Below are 21,174 nucleotides of genomic sequence, written 5' to 3'. Positions count from 1 at the left end.
ACCAAGTTAGCGCCCATGCCGGGCGCACCAAGTAAAAAAGCCGAGATATTCATCTCGACTTTCATTTACTGTTATTCATACGTATACATTAGCTAGAAGGCACTTTAACATACTCATCGATATCTTTAAAATTGACAATTGTTTTTGATTCGCAAATTTCTCGCATTTCTTCATCAGAATAATCCCAATAAATTTTAACAACTGCTGAGTTTGTTAATAATTTTTCAATTCTTCCTACCATGTTGCGTTCACGGAAGGTGAAGCGTATTTCGTCTCCTATATCTGGTCGTACAGACTCTTTTACAGTATTGATGACTTCCACTGCCTCATCGTACGGTAAATCTAGTAGCGATGCAATTCTGGATTTACTTGTACCACGACGTAACTCAGTTCCGACTAATTCTTGCATTTCATCTGTGACTTTAATACTCATATATAGCCTCCTAGTTAACCATGCGCCTTCTAATTGTTATTATACCATATTTGGTATTTTAATAATAATTTAAAGGCTTAACCTATTCAAAAGTGGCTTTTTATCTGGTTTTTTCTAAGAGAAAATATTTCTCCGCCTCTCTATAAGTTAAATTAAAAATGTCTTTCTCATGCTTTTTTAAGAAATTTTCAACCCTAGATTTGACTGTTTTTGCATCATCAAATAAGATCTATCTAATACTTTAGTTGACAAAAACTTGCGAATATACAAACAATTCTCACAGGTTTTAGCAAATAAAACGACATCTGCTTAGCATCATTTGTTGATGTTCATTCATTTCTGTTCTTAATCCTGCTAATTTACCATAAAATCCCCTATTGAATACCTGCTAATAAGTCTACCAATTGATTTTTAAATCCTTGACTGGAAATACGTTCTACCACTCGACAATTCGGTGTACGTTTAAATTCTTCTTCCCAATCCACAATATTATAGCCACGTGCGAATTGTCCTTGTGTTTCAACATCCACGTAATATTCAGTCGCTTGAAGCATCAATTCTGGTACGGCTGCAACAGCTACTAGTAGAGAATCTGTACATGTAATGCCATCAATACCTCGTTTAGCCAATTCAAACTCACGAACAAACATATTAATATCCAGGAAGAATTTTGACCCTTTTGTATTTAGTGCTTGGATTTCCTCAATATCTTCTTCATACATGACACCAAAGTCTAGAGAAACATCCCAAGTTACCATTGTTTTAGCAGTCGTTGCATTTAAGACAATCCTTGCTGCTTCAGGATCTACATAGAAATTATATTCAGCTGATACATTCATATTTCCTAAACGGTTATTAACGCCACCCATAATCCAAATATGTTTGATATCATTCATAATTTCGGGTGCTTTTTTTATTGCCATCGCAATATTGGTTAAAGGTGCTAAAGCTAGAATTTCAATTTCACCAGGATTTGCTTTAATAGTATCGATAATAAAGTCTACTGCATGCTCATCTTCGGGTTCTTGTTGGGGTTTAGGAAAAACAGCATCTCCCATGCCGTTGCCTCCTTGAATTTCTTCAACTGTATCATGCTTCGCATTCGGTAAAGCTGTCATAGGACTTTGGTAACCCTTATAAACAGGGACCTTGTACCCAGGATTATAGGTTTCAATAGTGGTTAAGGCATTCTCAACTTCTTGATCAAAAGCTACATTTCCTGCCACAATTGTTACACCTTCAACTTTGAAATACTTTAAAGCCATCAAAATCGCTGTTGTATCGTCCCCAGCTGTATCCGAATCAATAATTACACGTCTCATAAATATTAAACCTCCCAGGTATATTTTACTTATCTATCTTAAATTATAGCCTATATTATTAATTGGAGATAGACGATGTTGGCTGAAACTTAATTTATGAACTTAGTTATAGTCACGAACTATACTCCTTATTCAAACCAACACGAAGCAGTAACCTATATCAATAAACAGATAATTCATTCAAATATTATTGAAGCAATAAAAAAGATGTGGTTTGATAACCACATCTTTTCTTACGTTTATTTGAGAAATTTATTTATCTTCGTCGTTATTGGCAAAACCATCCAAACGACCTTTCACGTCTTCTTTTGCATCGTTAAAGGCTTTTTTAGTATCGTTTACCTTTTCTTCTACTTCACCGCGAGCTTGTTGGCCTTTACCTTTACCTTCTTGCTCTTTGTCACCAGTCACCTTTCCGACTGTTTCATTTACTGAACCTTTAATTTTATCGAAAGTACCGTTGTTTTCATCTGTCATGCTATCAACCTCTTTCTTTATAATGTATATACATTATAGCATATATGCAATTGATTACAAACGAAAAGGCTCTCTTCAATTTATACGTTTACAATATCCATTTGTTAATTATAGATATTTATAGAAACGACACATGTGAATGCTTATCCTGATTACACTTTCATATCAAATATTGAATTTAAGACAACTAGCGTGCAAAATGTTTTGATTTTCTATGATCTTCTTTGATAAGCAAAAACTCAAGAACATTGATATATCAACATTCTTGAGTTTATATGATGAGCTTTAATATACTCAAAATGGAGGTGAGGGGATTTGAACCCCTGTCCAAACACTCCGATTATATAACTTTTACCACTATAGTTTATTCTCAAATTCGCGCACTAATGGTGAATAAACAAACCAGTTAGATTGCTAGTCTGATTAATCTCTTTTCCTTACTCCAGACGGAAGTTTAGAACGTAACCTACTATAATAGGACTCGGCACCAACGCATAGGTGACGCTGGGCGAATCTTAGCTAGCTGTTATTAGGCAGCGAAAGCTAAAGTGTTTGTTTCTTGTTTGTCAGTTATATTTAAACTGGTAACGTTGTTACGAAGCCGTAACCTCCGAGTAGTGGTCATACATCGGGCAATGCCTGTCGAATCCAATAACACCCCCGCGAATGTATCCTTAATCATATCATATATTTCACTAATAGGTCAACATAGCCGAGTTCCCTTCACTCAAGACAATGAATAAAGAAAATCGCTGATGATAAACGATTTTCTTTATTTATCCCTTTTTCTTTAGTAGCTCTACCCCATTGAATGTGACGGACTAGCATTAGAAACATAAAGGCAATCCCGAAATAACCAGCAACGTTATAAACAATGTTTAATAAAGAACCAAATGAAATCATTGAACCGATAATCAAACCAATAAAACCGATAATTAATGTAAGAACTTTTTGCTTTTTAGTACCATCATCTGAGAAGTTAGATACTGTATTCCAAAGTAATGTAACAGCAGTAGTAAAGATTCCTATCATGATAATAGCAACAAAGAAGTAAGCTAGGTAAGGATGAATCTCATTAGCTAAAGACAAAGTAGGAACAGCTGATCTACCCACTAAATTGAAGGAAGCCATGAAACCAAAATAAGAAACAAGAATCGCAATACTAAAGCCCCCTCCACCGATTAAACCAGAATATGCGGCATCTTTACGTCTGTTAGCTTCTCCCCCAGCTTGGCTATGAAAACCTGCAAATAAGATAAGGTTATACCCTACATAATTAAGACCTGACACAAGCCAATTCCCTGACGAAGTCTGAATTTCTCCATTTGCCAAAGCACTTTCGATTGAACTTGATATATTGGGTAATTCGTTAAAGTTGGTGATTAAACCATATAAACCTAGTAACATGGCAACGATAGCAATCATAGGTCCCAAACTCCCTAAAATATTAGTTAAGGCTTCTAATCCAAGCATTACAACACCTGCAACCACTATAAACATCAGTATTGAGCCAACAATGATAGGTGTATCAAATTGCTGGTTTAGTGTCGCACCGGCTCCCGCGATCATTACCGTATAAGTTAAGAAAATAACTACAATAGAAAGGTATTCATAGAATTTACCAATCATTTTATTTGAATATAATTCAAAAATATCATTGGTATTTTCTAATTTATCTTGGTGCCGATATCCAGTTGTAAATAAGGTATACCCCATAAAAGCAAAGCATAAAAACATGACAAAAATTGAAACAAGCCCCATCCAACCTTTTGAAACAAAGTATTGAATGACTTCTTGACCTGTTGCATAACCAGATCCAATGAGTGATGCCATCATTGCACCAGCCATTACCATTACGGTTTGCCACCTACTACTATTTTTATCCACTTGTAAATATTCCTTTCTTTTTGTTAAGTTTTTTTCAAAAAAATACACAATATAGTATATCATAATTTATAAATTTGTAGGTAAAATAAAGCTTGTTGTATCCCATTCTCTTCGGCTTTTATCTATAATATAGAATTTATCGATAATAAAAAAAGTGAGTACAAGCAAGGGAAATTTGCTTGTGTACTCACCATTAAACTTTATATGATTAAGAAATATCCTCATGATCAAGATCTGTTTCTTGATCATTGATTTCTTTACGCGCAAAGTGATCTGTTTGGTTAAATGCCTCAAGATGATATAAGCCATCTTGATATCTTACAACAGATACACTCGCATTATCTAGCATGGAATCGATCTTAAATTGCGGAATTAATTCATGAATCATATTACGGATAGTCATCCCATGACTCACAATTAAAATCGTTTGATCGGTTTCTCTATGTTTTGTAATCACATCAATCAAACCTAATTCCACTCGCATCCAAAATTCCATAAAGTTTTCCGCATCATGATATGGATCCATTTCTTTGAAGGCATTCAATTCTAAGCGTACACTTTCATCCGAAGTTGCTCCAGTATAGGAACCATCATTACCAGTAGCAATCTCTGTTACTTTATCCCACAACCCTCTTGCGTCTAATCCTTCAAAAGAACCAAAGAAAACTTCTCTAAACTCTGGACGCTTTTCTATTTCAATATCTTTGGCAGTTGCTTTATTTTCATCTAAAATAAGTTCTGCTGTTTTTACCGTACGTTGTAGATCACTCGTATACACTGCAGAAAACTCAATATCGGCCAATCCACGACCGCTGCTACGTACATCTTCTTCTCCGCGTGGCGTTAGTGGCGCATCAGCCCACCCTTGCATACGTCCATAATAGTTTAAATAAGTTTCTCCATGACGCATGAAGTAAATCGTCACACCTTTTGACATGAATACATTCCTCCTCAAATTACACTACTCTTGGTCTTATTGTACCATTTCTATAAGCGTGTAGTAATTTTTTTAATTGCACAACTTGATCTTCTAACCTCACCCCAACATCCGTTTGACGAACTTGTAATCTTTCAAGCTCTTTATCGATAATTCTTCGAGTAGACACAATGTCCGTTTCATGTTCTACTGCGTCCGCTACACTTGAAAACGGCTGATGACTAACTAAAAGCATACCAAATGAATTGTAAAGTAAGGTATAACCAGCTAGTCCAGTTGTAGGTTGATAAGCTTTTGAGAAACCACCATCAATCACTAGTAATTTGCCTTCAGCTTTAACTGGGTCTTCCCCTTTACGTTCCTTAACTGGTGTATGACCATTGACTATGTGTCCCCTATCTGGTTGAATACCAAACTCTTTTAGTATCAGTTCAGCACATTCTTTTTCATTCCGTAGCGTATAGTAAATATTCTTCGGTTCATGATGCGTTTCTTCATCTTCAATATAGTAACGCTCAAAAGTAGTCATTTTGGTCTTTCCAAATAATGATGATCCTTCCCCTTGCCATATATACCACATATAATCTAAGTCTGGATTTTCATCTTCATTGGTTCCTTTTGCTGCATATGCTTGACGCATTGATTTCTCAAACTGATCTAACAATTCACGTCCCGCATATGAACGACCGTGAATCTCGACAGACATAAATGACATATCATCATTCATTGGAATACATCCATGGTATAACAAGTTCTCGTTATATACTTTATACAATGATCCTTTACTATAAAGATAAGCAATGTGCTTTTGTAATCGCTCCGAATTTAAAAATCCTGCTTGCAATTTAGCCATCACATACTCCTCATCTTCTGTAAGTTTGAATGGATCTTCTGGATTTACTGTAGGGAAAGTCGTATTTTTGAGAGCATATTCCTTTCCATCAACAAGAACAGTACCTTTTTCTAAATTTAATTTATCTAGGAACAATCGATTATCTGTCTGGAATTCAGGATGGCGTTTAATGACTTGTGCCTCCAATTTAAATTGTATAATTGTAATCGCCTGCTGCATCTTAGCAATTTGACTCACTTCTTCTGGAAAACGATCAATCGTGTCATCAATCTTAGGCATGAATTCTTTGATCGATTCATCCGGGTATGTTGCTTCTGCAAAGGCAACAAGTGGTCTTAGTGAAATGCCGTAGCCATCCTCAATGATTTCTAAATTATCGTACCGCGCACAAATTCTTAGCACGTTAGCGATTAAAACACGTGAACCTGAAGCGGCGCCCATCCAGATAGCATCATGGTTTCCCCATTGTATATCAATTGATTTCTGTGCTATCAATAAATCAATGATCTTATCAGGTGATGGCCCACGGTCATAGATATCTCCTAAGACATGTAAATGGTCAACAACTAATTCCTGCATTAATTCTGATAATGCCTCAATCAAACGATTTGCAGCACCTAATTCGATGACATTTTGAATAATATTCCAATAGTAAGAGCCTTTATTCGTCAGTATTGAGTCTTTAAATAAGAGCTCTTCAAGGATATAAGACATGTCCTTAGGCATTGCCTTACGTACCTTTGAGCGCGTGTATTTAGATACCACAAATTGACCTAATTCAATCATTCTTGAAATCGTCAGGGTATAAAACTCATTTTTCTCTTCTACACTTGTCATATCCATTAAAATACGTTCTAATTTTTCTTCTGGATAGTAAACAAGTGTCGCTAATTGATTCATCTCATTACTAGATAAGCGATTTTGGAAAATCTCACGAATTTTCTCTTTTATATTTCCAGAACCATTTCTTAATACATGTGAAACAGCATCATATTCGCCATGGAGGTCACTAATAAAATGTTCTGTTGCTTTTGGTAGTTCCATTATCGCTTCTAAATTAATGATTTCAGTTGTCACTGAGGCAATATCAGGAAATTGTTCAGATAATAATAATAAATAACGTTCATTGTAGTCCATTACTGCTTCACTCACTTTCTTTAAGCCATCATACCATGTTTTACAGAAGATAAAAATTGCAATCTTTCACCTGATAACATTTTTCAAATATTTGAATGTTAGAATCGCTATCATCCTTTATTCTAGTACATTTCTTATATTATATAAAACATTCTTTTATACGACCATTATTCGTTAATAATTGTACATAAAAAAGCATACCCATAAACTTTGCAGTTTTAATATGGGTATGCTTATACTTACATTTTTAGAGCCCGTTGCGCTTCTCGCTTCATATCTTTTTCTTTTAAAGCACGACGTTTATCATATTTTTTCTTACCTTCAGCTATGCCGAGCAATACTTTTGCATAGCCACGCTTGATATAAACTTTTAGTGGCACTAAGGTATGACCTTCCCTTTGTGTCTCTTTTAATAATTTATTAATCTCTGATTTCTTTAATAAAAGTTTACGTGGACGAATTGGATCATGGTTAAACATGTTACCTTGTTCAAATTCAGATATATGAACATTGTACATCCACACTTCACCTCGCTCAATTCTAGCGAAACCGTCTTTTAAATTTAAACGAGACTGGCGAACAGACTTAATTTCTGTTCCTTTTAAGACCACACCACACTCAATCGTATCTAAAATCGTATAGTCATGATTGGCTTTTCGATTACGGGCAACAACATTATCATCCTTTTGTACTTTCCTGCTTTTTGCCATTTAGTCACCTTCTAATTCTACAAATCAATTATTTACGCTTACTTTGACGAATAACAAAGCTACGTTTTTGATTTGCTTTTTTATTTTTTTTATTCGATTTTTTCTTTTTATGGCCTGTTTTACCGGTATGCTTTTGTTTCTTCTTATAAGGTTTATCAGAAGCAGACTTCTCACTACGTTTAGGACTACCGTCTTTTTGTTTTTCTTGCTGACGTCTACGACTTCTATTATTACCTTTACGGCCTTTATTATTCCCCCGTCCACCTTTACGTGTATTTTGACGTAGTAATGCAGATGATTCAACGTTATCTTCGCTTTTTACAATGATAAAATCAATATCTCGTGTATCAGTATTCACATCGATAACTTTAACAGTTACTTTATCACCAATACGGTAAGTTTTACCCGTACGTTCACCAATCATTACTAAGTGACTTGCTACAAAGTTGTAATAGTCATCTTTTAGCATAGAAATATGCACTAGACCTTCTACTGTATTGGGTAGTTCAACGAACAATCCAAATCCTGTTACAGAAGAGATTATTCCTTCAAACTCCATGCCAATTTTATCCAACATAAATTCAGTTTTCTTCAAACTATCTGTTTCACGCTCAGCGTCTACACTACGACGTTCCATTTTGGATGAATGCTCTGCAATATCAGATAATTTTATCTTCATTTTTTCTTGTTTTTCAGCATTAGGGCGCGCATGATCTTCATAAAAATGAATTAAACGGTGAACAATTAAATCCGGATACCGTCGAATAGGTGAAGTAAAATGCGTATAATCTTCCGCTGCTAAACCATAATGTCCAATGGGCTCAATATCGTAATGAGCTTGTTTCATAGAGCGTAATAACATCATTGCTACAACTGGTTGGAAGGTTTCCCCTTCAACTTCACGCAAGATATCTTGGATATCTTTTGGACGAATGGAAGATTTAGTCCCTTTGGCTACAATACCAAAAGCCGTGACAAATTCTAGGAAACTTTGCATTCTATCTTCATCCGGTTGCTCATGGACACGATAGATAAATGGAAGGACTTTTTTTGTAAAATGACCAGCCACTGTTTCATTGGCTGATAACATGAACGATTCAATCATTTGTTCACCAACCCCGCGCTCACGCACTTCAATTGCTGTTGGATGTCCTTCATCATCTACAAGGATTTTTGCCTCACGAGAATCAAAATCGATTGCTCCTCGGCTCACACGTTTGTTATATAGAATTTCGTGTAAGCTAGCCATATTCTCAAGCATATCAGTAATTTCACTATATTTTTCTCGCAATGCCTGATCTTTGTCCGTAATTATCGCATTCACATCGTTATAAGTCATTCTGTAATCAGAATGGATAATAGACGGATGGATATCGTAATTAATGACACCACCATTATGATCAATTTCCATAATAGCTGACATAGTTAAACGGTCAACATTTGGATGTAATGAACAAATTCCGTTAGAAAGTCGTTGCGGTAACATGGGCACTACTCTGTCAGTAAGGTACACTGAAGTACCACGTTCATAAGCTTCCTTATCCATAGGAGAACCTTCTGTCACATAATAAGAGACATCAGCAATATGCACGCCAAGCTGATAATGGCCATTTGGTAATATACTCAATGATATGGCATCATCCAAGTCTTTAGCATCTGCACCGTCAATTGTAATCGTTAATAGGTCACGGTGGTCTTTCCGGCCTTGTAGGTCATTATTCGATATTGATTCTGGCACTTCATTCGCATGCGCTAAAACTTCCTCAGAAAACTCATGTGGAATCTCAAACATATTTAGGATTGCGAGTATGTCTACACCAGGTTCATCTTTATGGCCAATTTGTTGAATAACGTTGCCGGCAACAGCGAAAGGATGTTGATCGTCTGGATAGTCGACTAAATCAACAACAACAATTTCCCCTTCAACTGGATGTAATCCGTCTGGCTTAACTAAAGCAGTTAAATTATCATAACCATGGTTCTGTGGTTTCACGCTACCTATAAAGCCAGTATCAACTTTATCTTGATCATTAAAAGGCGTAAACTCTCCTGTTAATCTTGTTGTATGTCGAACGAGTACTTCAGCAATTTCCCCTTCTGCAGATTTATCATTCGCTAGGTGTGCTTCTTTAGTAACTTTTACCTTCACTTCATCATTTTGTAATGCGCCGTTCGTTTTTCCCTTACCAATAAAGATATCTTTTTCAAGTTCGTCAGTTTTAACAAAGCCGAATCCTCGTGCATTTTGGGTAAAAACTCCAGTATAATAGCGTTTATTTTGTTTTAGGCTCAAAGTACCGTTACTAGTAATCGCGATCTCTCCTACTTGTTCTAATTGTGCAATTGCTTTTACCAAATCAGCAAAATCGTCAGCCTGGTCATAAGACAAGGCTTGACTTAATGTCTGTGCTGTATATTTTTTTGAAGAATCTGCTAATTCGGCAAGCAGCTCTTTTTTCATATAATTTATTTTTCTACTCACTATTTCACTCCCAATTTAGGTTGGTTAAAAATTCTATAACTGTATCTTCAAATTCATGATGATACTTTCCGACAGTAATGACATGTGTTGCTGAATTAAAGGTGCTCAAATGAACAGGCGCAGTGGTAATAGTATCTGCTAACTGTTCACCAGCTGTCGGGTCTACTAATTCATCTTTACCAGATGCGGCAATGTAGAAAGGCACTTTCAATTCAACTAATCGTTCTCTTATTTTTTGGTTCATTGCTTGGATTCCAGTAAGTGTAGCATGTAATTGTTTGGATAATTGGTTTTCTCTTTGATTAATTTCTTCTTGTGTTTTCCCGGCATATTTTAGTACTTGCTTAGCATATGTCATAAATGATGTTGGTACATTCGATTCAATAATTGATTGGTCTGTTACAATTGGAGAATTAAATACACCGCCACCAATCGCTGGATTATTTAAAATGACTGAAGTAGCCACTGATCCTCCTAAAGATAGTCCAAAGACAGCAATATTTTTATAACCTTTTTCAATCATAAAATTATAAGCATTTTGTCCATCTTGTAACCAAGCATCAGGGTTACCTTCTTTAACTAGGTCGAAAACATCCATAGTAGCATGACCAGTTAAATGCGGTGCATAAACAGTATAGCCTTCTCTATTTAAACGACGCCCCAACATGCGCACATCGTTAGCGCTTCCTGTATATGCATGAAAAAGGATAACCGCTCTTTCATCTCCTTCAAAGAAAAACGGTTCTGGTATTTTTGTTTGCATGAATAATCCACTCTCAATCTTCGTATATTATCATCATTTATATATAATGACTTCGCTATTTCATTGTAAGTTTTATTCGTATTTAAATCAATTAATTGCATTAGTCTGTTCAACTAAAGGACATAAAAATAGCGGCTCTATATTAGAACCGCCCTAATTTCATGAAGATAAGTTTGCTAATAGTAAGGCAATCACCATAAATGCAACACCTAAAATGATTGTAAATCGATTTAAAACAGCTTCAAATCCGCGTGCTTTTTTCTTTTTACCAAACATTGCATCGCCTCCACCAGTTAGATTGCTTGCACTATTGCCTTTTGAAGGTTGTGCAACAACTACTAGTATAAGTAAAAAAGCGATAATAATCAGAATGGTTAATAATATATTATACAAAAGATACCCCTCCGTTTTATTGTCCTTGTTATTCTACCACAAGTAATCTTTTCATACAATTATAGCAAAAGAAAAAGGCAACCGAAGTCACCTTTTTCAAAAGTTTATTTATCTTGATTTGCACGCATTTCTTTATATAATTCAACTTCATTTGGTGAACAATATACAAAGTGATTTGGAGCTATTTCAACCATTTGCTCATCCCCTTTGAAAGGTTCATGGTTATATGTAATCCGTCTACGGTTACGTTCATATATCGGATCTGGCAATGGAATTGCAGATAAAAGACTTTTCGTATACGGATGCAAACCGTGGTAATACAATTCATCAGCATCAGCAAGTTCAACTATTTTACCCATATACATTACTGCAATGCGATCAGAAATATATTTAACCATCGAAAGGTCATGGGCAATGAATAGGAAAGTTAAACCAAAGTCTTCTTGTAATTCTTCAAGTAAATTTACTACTTGGGCTTGAATTGACACATCAAGCGCTGATATAGGCTCATCTGCCACGATCATTTTTGGTGCCACTGCTAATGCACGTGCAATACCAATACGTTGACGTTGTCCACCTGAGAACTCATGTGGGTAACGTGTAGCGTGTTGCGGGTTCAAACCTACTTGTTCTAATAATTCAGCAACTCTCGCTTTACGTTCCGCTTTATTTTTGACTAAGCCATGGATTTCAAGTCCTTCAGCAATAATGTCTTCAACCTTCATACGAGGGTTTAAAGATGCATATGGATCTTGAAAGATCATTTGGATATCTTTACGGAAGTCCAACATATCGTGGCGACTTTTTAATGAAGCAATATCTTTACCTTCAAAAATAATTTCGCCTGAAGTTGGTTGGTAAAGTCGCATTACCGCACGCCCAGTTGTTGTTTTTCCTGAACCAGACTCACCTACTAAACCAAATGTTTCTCCTTTTAAAATATCAAAAGAGATATCATCAATTGCACGTACTTCACCTTTTGATCCTTCATTAAAATATTGTTTTAAATTTCTAACTTTTAAGATCGGTTCTTGCTCATTAGCCAATTGAATCATCTCCTTTCATATTCCCTTCACCTGTGGTAATTACACCTTCAGGATCTGAAGATGTGATGACTTCAGTATGTTCATCTAATGTTACATGAGGCGCTCCATCATTATAACCTTCAGGAATAATACCTTTTGATAGACTTTCAAAGATTTTATAACGTCGTTGAATTTCAGCTGGTGCTTCTACGGCAGGAGCATCTGGGTGTAGTAACCAAGTTGCTGCTGCATGGGTAGACGATACTTGGAATAATGGCGGTTCTTCCTCGTAATCAATTTCCATCGCATAGTCAGAGCGTAGTGCAAAGGCATCCCCTTTAGGTGGGTCTAACAAGTCTGGTGGTGTACCAGGAATTGAAACCAATTTCCCAGCAGTATCTAGTGTAGGCATTGAACCGATTAACCCCCATGTATATGGATGTTGTGGATTAAAGAAGATTTCATCTACGTCACCATATTCCACAATTTTACCTGCATACATTACAGCTACACGATCTGCAACGTTAGCTACCACACCCAAGTCATGTGTAATAAAAATGATTGAAGTATCAATTTTATTTTGTAATTCTTTCATCAATTCAAGTATTTGCGCTTGAATAGTCACATCTAACGCAGTTGTTGGCTCATCCGCAATTAAGATACGCGGATTACATGCCAAAGCAATTGCAATAACGATACGTTGTCTTTGTCCACCTGAAAATTGATGTGGGTAATGATCCATACGTTCATGTGCGTTAGGAATACCAACCAATTCTAGTAGTTCTTCTGCTCTCGCATATGCTTCTTTTTTAGATTTATCTTGATGCAAGATAATTGGTTCAGCAATTTGTTTACCAATTTTCATAGTAGGATTTAATGACGTCATCGGATCTTGGAAGATCATGGCAACATCTTTACCACGGATATCTTGCATTTCCTTTTCTGACTTTTTCAATAAGTCTTCACCGTTAAAAAGGATTTCTCCACCTTTAATATCAGCATTATTAGCTAATAAACGCATGATTGTACGAACTGTTACAGACTTACCTGAACCAGATTCACCCACGATTGCTAACGTTTCTCCATGTTTCAAGTCAAAGTTTACTTTACGAATGGCTTGAACATCACCAGAATACGTTTTGAAATTAATTTCTAAATCTTTTACTTCTAAAATGTTTTCTGTTTTATTACTCAATTCTGCTCAACTCCTTAATCATTCGTTTTTGGATCTAGAGCATCACGCAAACCATTTGCTAACATATTGAATGCAATCATCACAATACAGATTACACCCGCTGGGTACCACATTAAATGAGGTAAGAATCTAAATGTCTTATATCCATCATTAATCAATGTACCTAAAGAAGCATTTGGTGCTGGAATACCTAAACCGATGAAACTCAAGAACGCTTCGAAGAAAATCGCAGACGGAATCGAGAATACTGTTTGGATAATTATAATACCTGACAAGTTAGGTAAGATATGACGGAAGGAAATCTTCCATGGAGATTCACCTAAAGAACGGGCAGCCAAGATATACTCTTGATTTTTAATTTTCATCGTTTGCGCACGTATTACACGCGCCATCGAAATCCACTCTGTAATAGCTAGAGCGATAATAATTGACATGATACCTGGTTGTAATACTAATAACATTAGAATAACGATAACCAAGTTTGGCACTCCTGAAAGAATTTCCAAGAAACGCATCATGATATTATCAATTCTACCGCCATTCCAACCTGAAATAATACCATAAGGCACTCCAATTAATAGGTTAAATAAAGCGGCCATCATACCAATAAATAAAGATACACGCGTACCGTATAAGATACGAGATAGTAAGTCTCGTCCTAAAGCATCAGTACCTAAATAATAATATACGCCTTCAGGTACATTGGTAGTTGCATATTGATCAACAGCCGTACCTGCAACTTCAGACTTACCATCAAACCATGCCAAGTTTTCTAATCCAGGAATTTTTGGTGGTAAATTGGCAAATGCAACGTTTTGAGCATTAGGATCAGCAGGTGCAATTACCGGTGCAAAAATGGCTAATATAATGACAATAATTAATACGATTAAAGACACAATTGCTACCTTATTTTTCTTTAATCGACGCCATGAATCTTGAAGAAAGTTTAGTGATTCTCCAGCAATTTGCTCACGTTCAGCAATATGGTCATGTTGTTTAGCAGGACGGAATTTTTCAGCGGCAATTTTTTGATATGTTTGATTATTTTCAGCCATCTTATTTCCCTCCTTCATTACTTACACGAATACGTGGATCAACGATACCATATAAAACATCAACAATTAATAACATAGCTACTAACATGAATGAATATAAAATTGTAATACCCATGATTGTTGGATAGTCATTTGTTTGGATTGATTTCACAAACTGCTCACCAATACCAGGAATTGCGTAGATATTTTCTACTACCATTGAACCTGTCATTAAAGCAACTGTTAAAGGCCCTAATAATGTCAGTAATGGAATTAACGCATTACGTACACCATGTTTAAATGCCACAGCCGTTTTGCTTAAACCTTTAGCACGAGCTAATTCAATATAGTCTGAATTCAAAACATCTACCATCTCGGTACGGATGAATCGGCTTGAATCGGCTAATGGCGAAATTGCCAAAGCTAAGGTTGGTAATACTGTTGCTGCAAAAGAACCATTCCATAATGCAATTGGGAACCAACCTAATTGAACCGCAAATACTAATTGTAGTAATACAGCAAAAACGAAGTTAGGAATAGAACGTCCTAAAATGGCCACAAAGGTTGCTGTTGAGTCAATCCATGTATTTTTATACATAGCAGAAATTACACCTAATACTATACCAAATAATGTACCGAATATAATTGCTTGACCACCCAATTGTAACGATGGCCCAATACGACTACTTAATAATTCAGTAACTGGTGTATTCGAGAATTGGAAGGATACACCTAAATCACCTGTAAAGACACCTAACATGTAACGTGCGTATTGGACGATTACTGGATCATTTAAACCATAACGTTCGTTCATAATAATGATTTGCTCCGCTGATAACCGATCCTCATTCTGGAATGGTGTACCTGGAAGTAGTTTCATTAAGAAAAATGTAATTGTTGCAATCAGAAATATTGTTAAGAACATATAAAATACTCTTCGAAGTAAATATTTGTAATACGATTTCAAATTGCTTCACCTCCTATATTGTGTTAAATTATTGACATCTCTGAAAGGATTTGATCTATCAATGATTTATAAACGTTGGAAAAGCATCCTTTTGCTTTTTGCCACGATACCGTTTATTATATCAATTTTTCTGCAAGATGGTATCACTTTATTATTCCTAAGCAACAGCTATTTTTACCTGTCTGCCCCCTTCTTAATCCTAGGTTTATTCGGATTAATCTTTAAAGACGGGACTTTTGACCTGTTTCAATACAGCTGGCGCAAGTGGAAACCTAGTGTTTTCTCACAAAATAATTCAAAAAATGATGAAGGGTTAGAAAAAAATGTACAAACTTTGTCCCAATCGATTGGTAATTGGTACATTGGTTTTCTAAAAATTGGTGGCTGCTTATTCGCAATAAGTTTAAGCTTCCTAATCGCCTACTATATCATTTAGAACTACAGGGGTGGACCAAATTATCCGCCCTCTATTTAATAAATATTATTCTAGTTATCATTACTATGAAATATTTTTTTACATAATCATGTTATTTTTCTTACCTAACTTGAAGTAAGTAGTGCTATCATTCCACCTTTAATTTAGCTATTATACAACCTCTTAAAGCCTATATCGGTATTAAGGTGCATTAATATTAGCATTTATACCTATACACGGGTTAAAACGCGTATAAATCGATCTGATGGCAAGTTCATTGCTTATCAGATTCTAGCCATACTCTTAGAATTTTTCATTAAAAGCAGTACAAATTTTAACATAATTATCATATAACGTCAAAATTCCTCACATATCAGAAATAAAAACAACCCACCATTTGGCGGGTTGTTTTTACTTCCAACGAATACTCACTAGAAACTTATTCTGCTGTTTTTGAAGCCCATTTGAATGAAGTTGATGCACCAACTTGGTGGTGAACAACGCCTTCAACAGATGGTTGTTCTAAGTAAGCACCATAGCGTTGGTATAGTGGCGCAATACCAGCTTCATCTAAAATTAAAGTTTCAGCTTTTACTAAATCATTCCAACGTTTATCTAAGTCTTCAGTTTCATCTGAAGCTGATTGAATTAATGCATCGTACTCTTCATTTGAGTAGCCAGAGTTGTTGTTGTTACCGTCAGTTACAAATAATTCTAAGTAGTTAATTGGGTCAGCATAGTCAGCACCCCAACCAGAAATTTGTAAATCATAGTCTTGACTATTATCAGCTGCTACACGGTTCTTAAATGGAACTGAAACAATTTGTACTTGTAAACCTGGTAGGTTTGTTTGTAGTTGTCCTTGAATATATTCAGCAGAACGTTTCGCATTTTCAGTATCATCTACTAATAATTCAAGCGTGATAGCATCTGTACCTAATTCTTCTAGACCAGCATTGAATGCTTCTTGTGCAGACTCTACATCATAGTCAACAAATCCTGTACCTTCACTTGAATCTTCACGGAAATCAACATCTGTTGATGGGTTACTTGCTAATCCTTCTGGTACTAAGTAGTCAGCAGGTAGTGAACCATTTTGTAAGACTTGGTCAGCAAAGGATTGTTTATCGATTGCTTGTGCGATACCACGACGAATATTTGTATTCGCTAATGGTGTTTCTTCACCGTTACGTTCTTGGTTCATCTTAATAAAGAATACTGATGATTCAGGTGAATTAGCCATGTTCGGATCACCTTCACGAGCAGCTACATATTCACCTGAAACAGTTGTGTAGTCAATCTCTCCAGAATCAAATAAGTTTAATGCTGTTGATGTTTCTTTTAATACTTGGTATTTAACTGTATCTAACTGAACATTATCTGCATCCCAGTAGCTATCATTTTTCTCTAATGACCAGTTCAAGTTTGTACCATCCCAACCAGATAAGGTAAATGGTCCATTATATAAAACTGTATCTGAGTTAGTTGCATAACTGTCACCTTGTTCCTCCACGTATGTTTGGTTAAGCGGGTAGAACGGTGCCATTGATAGTAAGCCTTCTAAGTATGGCACTGGTTTCGCATATGATACTTCTAATGTTTTTTCATCTACAGCTACAGCACCTAATTCTGAAGGTTCCATTTCGCCACTGATGATTTCAGTAGCATTTTGGATGATACCATCAGCTAAATATGAATAAGGTGCTGCTGTATCAGGATCAACTAAGCGTTGCCATGCAAATACAAAATCATTTGCTGTTACAGGGTCCCCATTTGACCATGTAGCATCTTCTTTAATTTTGTATGTGTATACAGTTCCATCTTCAGAAATTTCTGGTTCACCATCTAACACACCAGCTTCATACTCACCATCTTGGTTTTGACGGTATAAACCTTCATTCACATTATTCATCATGTCGAATGAAACTGTATCGGTTACCATTGTTGTATCCATGGTTGGTAATTCAGAACTTGTCGTCCAGCTCAATACTTGTTCACTTTCGCCCGATCCATTTGAACCTGAATTGTCACTTCCATTACCACAGGCCGCTAACACTAAACCTGATAGACCTATCACTGCAAGTGATTTTAATAAACTTTTTCTTTCCATAAGAACATCCTCCATATTTAAGCAGAAAGCTTAATTAGATATTTATTACAACATGGAGACAATTTACTAGATTTTGAATCCGTTGTCAATCTTTTCTTCTCATTATTTTCATAAAAATTTCATTATTCGCTCATAAATAAAGACAACCGTTGATATTTGATCAACAGTTGTCTTGACACTTGTTCAATTATTGTATTTATTATTCAGCAGTTAGACTTGCTGTTCGTAGATCAAATTCGTTCCCAACTGTTCTGAAAGTTATGCCTTCTAGATTAGGATTTCTTAATTGTGTCTCAACCTCTTGGTATAAAGGTACCCAAGCAGCGTCTTCAGTTAACACTTCTTGCGCTTCAACAAAGTTGGACCATCTTGCCACTGGATCATTCGCATGCTCGCCTTTTGCAGCAGTAATTTGTTTATCATATGCTTCATTTGAGTAATCACCACGATTATATGGTCCATCTGTTTCGAATAATTCGAAGAAATTAATACCATCTGCAAAATCTGCGGCCCAACCAGTAATTACTAAATCATAATCGCGTGCCTCTTCTTGGCTAAGACGATTTTTCTTAGGTACATTCTGTAAATTCAATGTTACACCAGGTAGGTTATTGGCTACTTGTCCTTGAATATATTCAGCAGTTGTTTTACTCTTCTCATCATCATCACCTAGTAGGCTCAAGCTTAGCGTTTCAACACCTAATTCATCTTGCGCAATTGCCCACAGTCTTGCAGCTTCTTCTGGATCATACTTATCTTCAATAGCAACCTCAGATACGAAATCTTCTTCCGTTTCTGGATTGAATATAAAGTTTTCTGGAACAAATGTAGAAACAGGGTTAGAACCATCACCAATTACATTGGTTGCCAATTCTTCATTGTTAATTGCATAGTCAATCGCTTCACGTAGATTTTTATTTTGGAAGACTTCGTTATTATAGTTGAACGCAACCCAGTAGTTTCTTGCTTTAGTTTGTTGTACAGCATCTTCGTGACTTAGATATTGTTTCGCCAATTCCCCTGTTAATAATGAATTATCAACATCTCCAGCTTCAAATAAATTCACATTTGTTGAAATTTCTTTGATTACTTGAACATCAACTTGGTCAATGGCGATTTGATCAGCATTATAGTAATCTTCATTTTTCACTAAAGACCAAGTTAGTCCTGTACCATCCCAGTCAGTCATCGTAAATGGTCCAGAGAAAACAATATTCTCAGAGTCTGTACCATATGCATCTCCAGCTTCTTCAACAAATTTTTGATTTTGCGGATACAATGGCGTAAATGCTAATAAGTTTTCAATGTAAGGTATCGGAGTATCTAACCGAATTTCTATAGTATAGTCATCTAAAGCTTCAACCCCTAATTCTTCAACTGCTTGATCACCATTCAAAACACCCTCAGCATTTTCAAAGTCAGCCAATAAATATGAATATGGAGCTGCAGTATCCGGATTAGCTAAACGTTGAATGGCATATACAAAATCATGCGCGGTAATTTGATCGCCATTTGACCATGTTGCATCTTCACGCATCTTGATTGTATACACTAAACCATCTTCTGATACCTCAGGCAAGGATTCAGCTAAAGCAGGTTGGATTTCATTCTTATCATTTTCCCAATATAAGCCTTCTTGGACATGCCCAATATAGTTTGCACTATTCATATCAGTTGCTAATACTGAATCCATTGTAGCAATTTCAGTTGGTGCTACATAATTCACTACTGCCTTAGATTCTCCACCAGTTGAATTTGCATTTCCCCCATTTGTACCGCAAGCAGCTAGCAATGTTGCCGTAACTAACGTTACTAAAAAACTCTTCTTAATCTTCATAGAAATCTCCTACTTCTAATGTTATTTTAATACAAATTTTATTTTATCTCATTATTTTATTATGTCAATGGTATCAAGCTATAATTTTTATCAGAAAAAATGATCATGCAAGAATTTTTAAAACTTTGTGTAACTTTGTATGCGCAATTTTCACTTAAGTTGAAGTTGATGAAGACAAAAAGCACAGATACTCATGTACCTATGCTTAGATATTAACTATCTGAATATTCAAAAGTGTTATAGCGACCTAAATTGGTGCAATAAATTGCCCTAATTTAAGAGAAATTATTTGTTTTCTAATCTGTTACTATAGCCAAAAGAGGAACACACCCTCGAAAATAGCGATAGTTAATGAAACTAGCCAAATTATTATAACATAAACAAAAATGACTCCAAATATTAAAAGTAACCACTTAAAGGTTTTCTTATAGAAATTAACAAAGCTTCGGTATTTAACTTTTAAATTATCATCAAGACTTACTATTATCACAGGAATAAAACAAATTGCTAATAGCCAGAATAGAATAGCTCCAATTCCAATGAGAATGTTAGAAATTAAATCTACTATAAACATTATTACTCCTCCCAAATATTTATACTTTAGTTTACACAAAAATTATGGCTTTAATTATAATTTACCAATGCTGAATTTTTGAACTGCATTATGTAGACCGAATAAAACAAAAATGTGGACTAGACCCGTACATAATTACGAAAAAATTCTTTATATGAAACTTTATTCGAACTAATGAATTTCTACCCTCAGAGAAACTTATCAACTTTTTGCTCGAAAAATCATAAACACTATTTAAAAAAATTACCCCATGAATATCCTCACTATTAATTACACTCCTAAAAATCCTTTTATATTTTAAAATCGATAAATTATGTAAATTGGTGTAATTAATATAAGTTTCTTGCTTTAAATCTCTGTTTGCTTTTAAGTTCATATAATTCTTATTTTTAATCATAAAAATAGTAGCTAAATTCGATCGAATCAACCACTCTATTCCTTTTATTCATATTAGTTTGTTCTTTAAGTTAGCTTCATAGGCAGTCATTTGATATCTCTGTACCCCCTCATATCTTCTTAACACTTTCTTTTGAAATTCCTTCCAAACTCTTATTCATTTTATCTTTAGTATCTTCATTCTTCTGTAGTAAGTTCGGTTCTATGATAAATAGTGTTGGTGGGAA

At 35.4% G+C, this 21,174-nt stretch carries 18 protein-coding genes and 1 other RNA gene; 1 reads left to right on the top strand and 18 read right to left on the bottom strand.

Going from position 1 to position 21,174, the window contains the following annotated elements; genetic code table 11:
- Positions 1-88: 88 nt before the first annotated feature.
- The 15 genes from HMPREF3116_RS01010 to opp3b all read right to left on the bottom strand — a co-directional run bounded on the left by HMPREF3116_RS01010 (position 89) and on the right by opp3b (position 15,615).
- Positions 89-433 (bottom strand): hypothetical protein, encoded by a 345-nt coding sequence (locus tag HMPREF3116_RS01010; RefSeq protein ID WP_003142778.1) that lies wholly within the window; start codon positions 431-433, stop codon positions 89-91.
- A 374-nt stretch (positions 434-807) separates the two neighbouring features.
- Complete coding sequence (locus tag HMPREF3116_RS01005) at positions 808-1,755, bottom strand: nucleoside hydrolase (RefSeq protein WP_070467022.1); 948 nt, start codon at positions 1,753-1,755, stop codon at positions 808-810.
- A gap of 252 nt (positions 1,756-2,007) precedes the next feature.
- On the bottom strand, positions 2,008-2,232 hold the full coding sequence (locus HMPREF3116_RS01000; RefSeq protein ID WP_070467020.1) for a CsbD family protein: 225 nt from the start codon (positions 2,230-2,232) through the stop codon (positions 2,008-2,010).
- Positions 2,233-2,529: 297 nt separating this feature from the next.
- Positions 2,530-2,894, bottom strand: a transfer-messenger RNA (tmRNA) gene (gene ssrA / locus HMPREF3116_RS00995).
- Between the two features lie 61 nt (positions 2,895-2,955).
- Positions 2,956-4,086: a YkvI family membrane protein gene (locus HMPREF3116_RS00990; protein ID WP_070467018.1), complete on the bottom strand. Its 1,131-nt coding sequence runs from the start codon at positions 4,084-4,086 to the stop codon at positions 2,956-2,958.
- A gap of 241 nt (positions 4,087-4,327) precedes the next feature.
- On the bottom strand, positions 4,328-5,056 hold the full coding sequence (locus HMPREF3116_RS00985; RefSeq protein ID WP_070467016.1) for a histidine phosphatase family protein: 729 nt from the start codon (positions 5,054-5,056) through the stop codon (positions 4,328-4,330).
- Positions 5,057-5,075: 19 nt separating this feature from the next.
- Positions 5,076-7,046 carry a fructose-bisphosphatase class III gene (locus tag HMPREF3116_RS00980; RefSeq protein WP_070467014.1) on the bottom strand — a complete coding sequence of 657 codons (1,971 nt, stop codon included), beginning with the start codon at positions 7,044-7,046 and terminating at the stop codon, positions 5,076-5,078.
- Positions 7,047-7,285: 239 nt separating this feature from the next.
- Complete coding sequence (smpB, locus tag HMPREF3116_RS00975) at positions 7,286-7,756, bottom strand: SsrA-binding protein SmpB (RefSeq protein WP_070467012.1); 471 nt, start codon at positions 7,754-7,756, stop codon at positions 7,286-7,288.
- Between the two features lie 28 nt (positions 7,757-7,784).
- Positions 7,785-10,238 (bottom strand): ribonuclease R, encoded by a 2,454-nt coding sequence (gene rnr, locus HMPREF3116_RS00970; protein WP_070467010.1) that lies wholly within the window; start codon positions 10,236-10,238, stop codon positions 7,785-7,787.
- 4 nt (positions 10,239-10,242) lie between these two features.
- Positions 10,243-11,001 (bottom strand): alpha/beta hydrolase, encoded by a 759-nt coding sequence (locus HMPREF3116_RS00965; RefSeq protein WP_070467007.1) that lies wholly within the window; start codon positions 10,999-11,001, stop codon positions 10,243-10,245.
- A gap of 159 nt (positions 11,002-11,160) precedes the next feature.
- Complete coding sequence (secG, locus tag HMPREF3116_RS00960; RefSeq protein WP_003143098.1) at positions 11,161-11,394, bottom strand: preprotein translocase subunit SecG; 234 nt, start codon at positions 11,392-11,394, stop codon at positions 11,161-11,163.
- A gap of 104 nt (positions 11,395-11,498) precedes the next feature.
- Positions 11,499-12,440, bottom strand: coding sequence for an ABC transporter ATP-binding protein (locus tag HMPREF3116_RS00955; protein ID WP_107309605.1), 942 nt, complete (start codon positions 12,438-12,440; stop codon positions 11,499-11,501).
- Positions 12,433-13,614: an ABC transporter ATP-binding protein gene (locus HMPREF3116_RS00950; RefSeq protein WP_070467004.1), complete on the bottom strand. Its 1,182-nt coding sequence runs from the start codon at positions 13,612-13,614 to the stop codon at positions 12,433-12,435. The genes HMPREF3116_RS00955 and HMPREF3116_RS00950 overlap by 8 nt, the downstream gene beginning before the upstream one ends.
- Before the next feature lie 14 nt (positions 13,615-13,628).
- Positions 13,629-14,669, bottom strand: coding sequence for an oligopeptide ABC transporter permease (gene opp3C, locus HMPREF3116_RS00945; RefSeq protein WP_070467003.1), 1,041 nt, complete (start codon positions 14,667-14,669; stop codon positions 13,629-13,631).
- A 1-nt stretch (position 14,670) separates the two neighbouring features.
- A complete protein-coding gene (gene opp3b, locus HMPREF3116_RS00940) occupies positions 14,671-15,615 on the bottom strand; it encodes an oligopeptide ABC transporter permease (RefSeq protein WP_070467002.1) in 945 nt (314 codons plus the stop codon).
- A gap of 61 nt (positions 15,616-15,676) precedes the next feature.
- Here opp3b and HMPREF3116_RS00935 point away from each other — a divergent pair, with 61 nt between their 5' ends.
- Entirely contained in the window at positions 15,677-16,051 is a 375-nt protein-coding gene (locus HMPREF3116_RS00935; RefSeq protein ID WP_070467001.1) for a DUF3899 domain-containing protein, read from the top strand.
- Positions 16,052-16,469: 418 nt separating this feature from the next.
- On the opposite strand, the gene HMPREF3116_RS00930 is transcribed toward HMPREF3116_RS00935, so the two are convergent.
- The 3 genes from HMPREF3116_RS00930 to HMPREF3116_RS00920 form a co-directional block, all read right to left on the bottom strand.
- Positions 16,470-18,140: a peptide ABC transporter substrate-binding protein gene (locus HMPREF3116_RS00930; RefSeq protein WP_070466999.1), complete on the bottom strand. Its 1,671-nt coding sequence runs from the start codon at positions 18,138-18,140 to the stop codon at positions 16,470-16,472.
- A gap of 199 nt (positions 18,141-18,339) precedes the next feature.
- Positions 18,340-19,977: a peptide ABC transporter substrate-binding protein gene (locus tag HMPREF3116_RS00925; RefSeq protein WP_070466998.1), complete on the bottom strand. Its 1,638-nt coding sequence runs from the start codon at positions 19,975-19,977 to the stop codon at positions 18,340-18,342.
- Positions 19,978-20,284: 307 nt separating this feature from the next.
- Positions 20,285-20,551: a hypothetical protein gene (locus tag HMPREF3116_RS00920; RefSeq protein ID WP_070466997.1), complete on the bottom strand. Its 267-nt coding sequence runs from the start codon at positions 20,549-20,551 to the stop codon at positions 20,285-20,287.
- Positions 20,552-21,174 lie beyond the last annotated feature (623 nt).

This window comes from Aerococcus sp. HMSC10H05 (assembly GCF_001806975.1).
Lineage (GTDB): Bacteria > Bacillota > Bacilli > Lactobacillales > Aerococcaceae > Aerococcus > Aerococcus viridans_B.
The sequence above is the reverse complement of the archived record's forward strand: the minus strand, read 5'-3'. Positions and strand labels throughout refer to the sequence as shown.

Coding starts and splice junctions, on each gene's coding strand:
- HMPREF3116_RS00930 (WP_070466999.1), bottom strand. CDS start 18,140: ATGGAAAGAAAAAGTTTATTAAAATCACTTGCAGTGATAGGTCTATCA.
- HMPREF3116_RS00965 (WP_070467007.1), bottom strand. CDS start 11,001: ATGCAAACAAAAATACCAGAACCGTTTTTCTTTGAAGGAGATGAAAGA.
- HMPREF3116_RS01010 (WP_003142778.1), bottom strand. CDS start 433: ATGAGTATTAAAGTCACAGATGAAATGCAAGAATTAGTCGGAACTGAG.
- HMPREF3116_RS00935 (WP_070467001.1), top strand. CDS start 15,677: ATGATTTATAAACGTTGGAAAAGCATCCTTTTGCTTTTTGCCACGATA.
- HMPREF3116_RS00920 (WP_070466997.1), bottom strand. CDS start 20,551: ATGTTTATAGTAGATTTAATTTCTAACATTCTCATTGGAATTGGAGCT.
- HMPREF3116_RS01000 (WP_070467020.1), bottom strand. CDS start 2,232: ATGACAGATGAAAACAACGGTACTTTCGATAAAATTAAAGGTTCAGTA.
- HMPREF3116_RS00985 (WP_070467016.1), bottom strand. CDS start 5,056: ATGTCAAAAGGTGTGACGATTTACTTCATGCGTCATGGAGAAACTTAT.
- HMPREF3116_RS00980 (WP_070467014.1), bottom strand. CDS start 7,046: ATGGACTACAATGAACGTTATTTATTATTATTATCTGAACAATTTCCT.
- HMPREF3116_RS00925 (WP_070466998.1), bottom strand. CDS start 19,977: ATGAAGATTAAGAAGAGTTTTTTAGTAACGTTAGTTACGGCAACATTG.
- HMPREF3116_RS01005 (WP_070467022.1), bottom strand. CDS start 1,755: ATGAGACGTGTAATTATTGATTCGGATACAGCTGGGGACGATACAACA.
- opp3C (WP_070467003.1), bottom strand. CDS start 14,669: ATGGCTGAAAATAATCAAACATATCAAAAAATTGCCGCTGAAAAATTC.
- HMPREF3116_RS00990 (WP_070467018.1), bottom strand. CDS start 4,086: ATGGTAATGGCTGGTGCAATGATGGCATCACTCATTGGATCTGGTTAT.
- smpB (WP_070467012.1), bottom strand. CDS start 7,756: ATGGCAAAAAGCAGGAAAGTACAAAAGGATGATAATGTTGTTGCCCGT.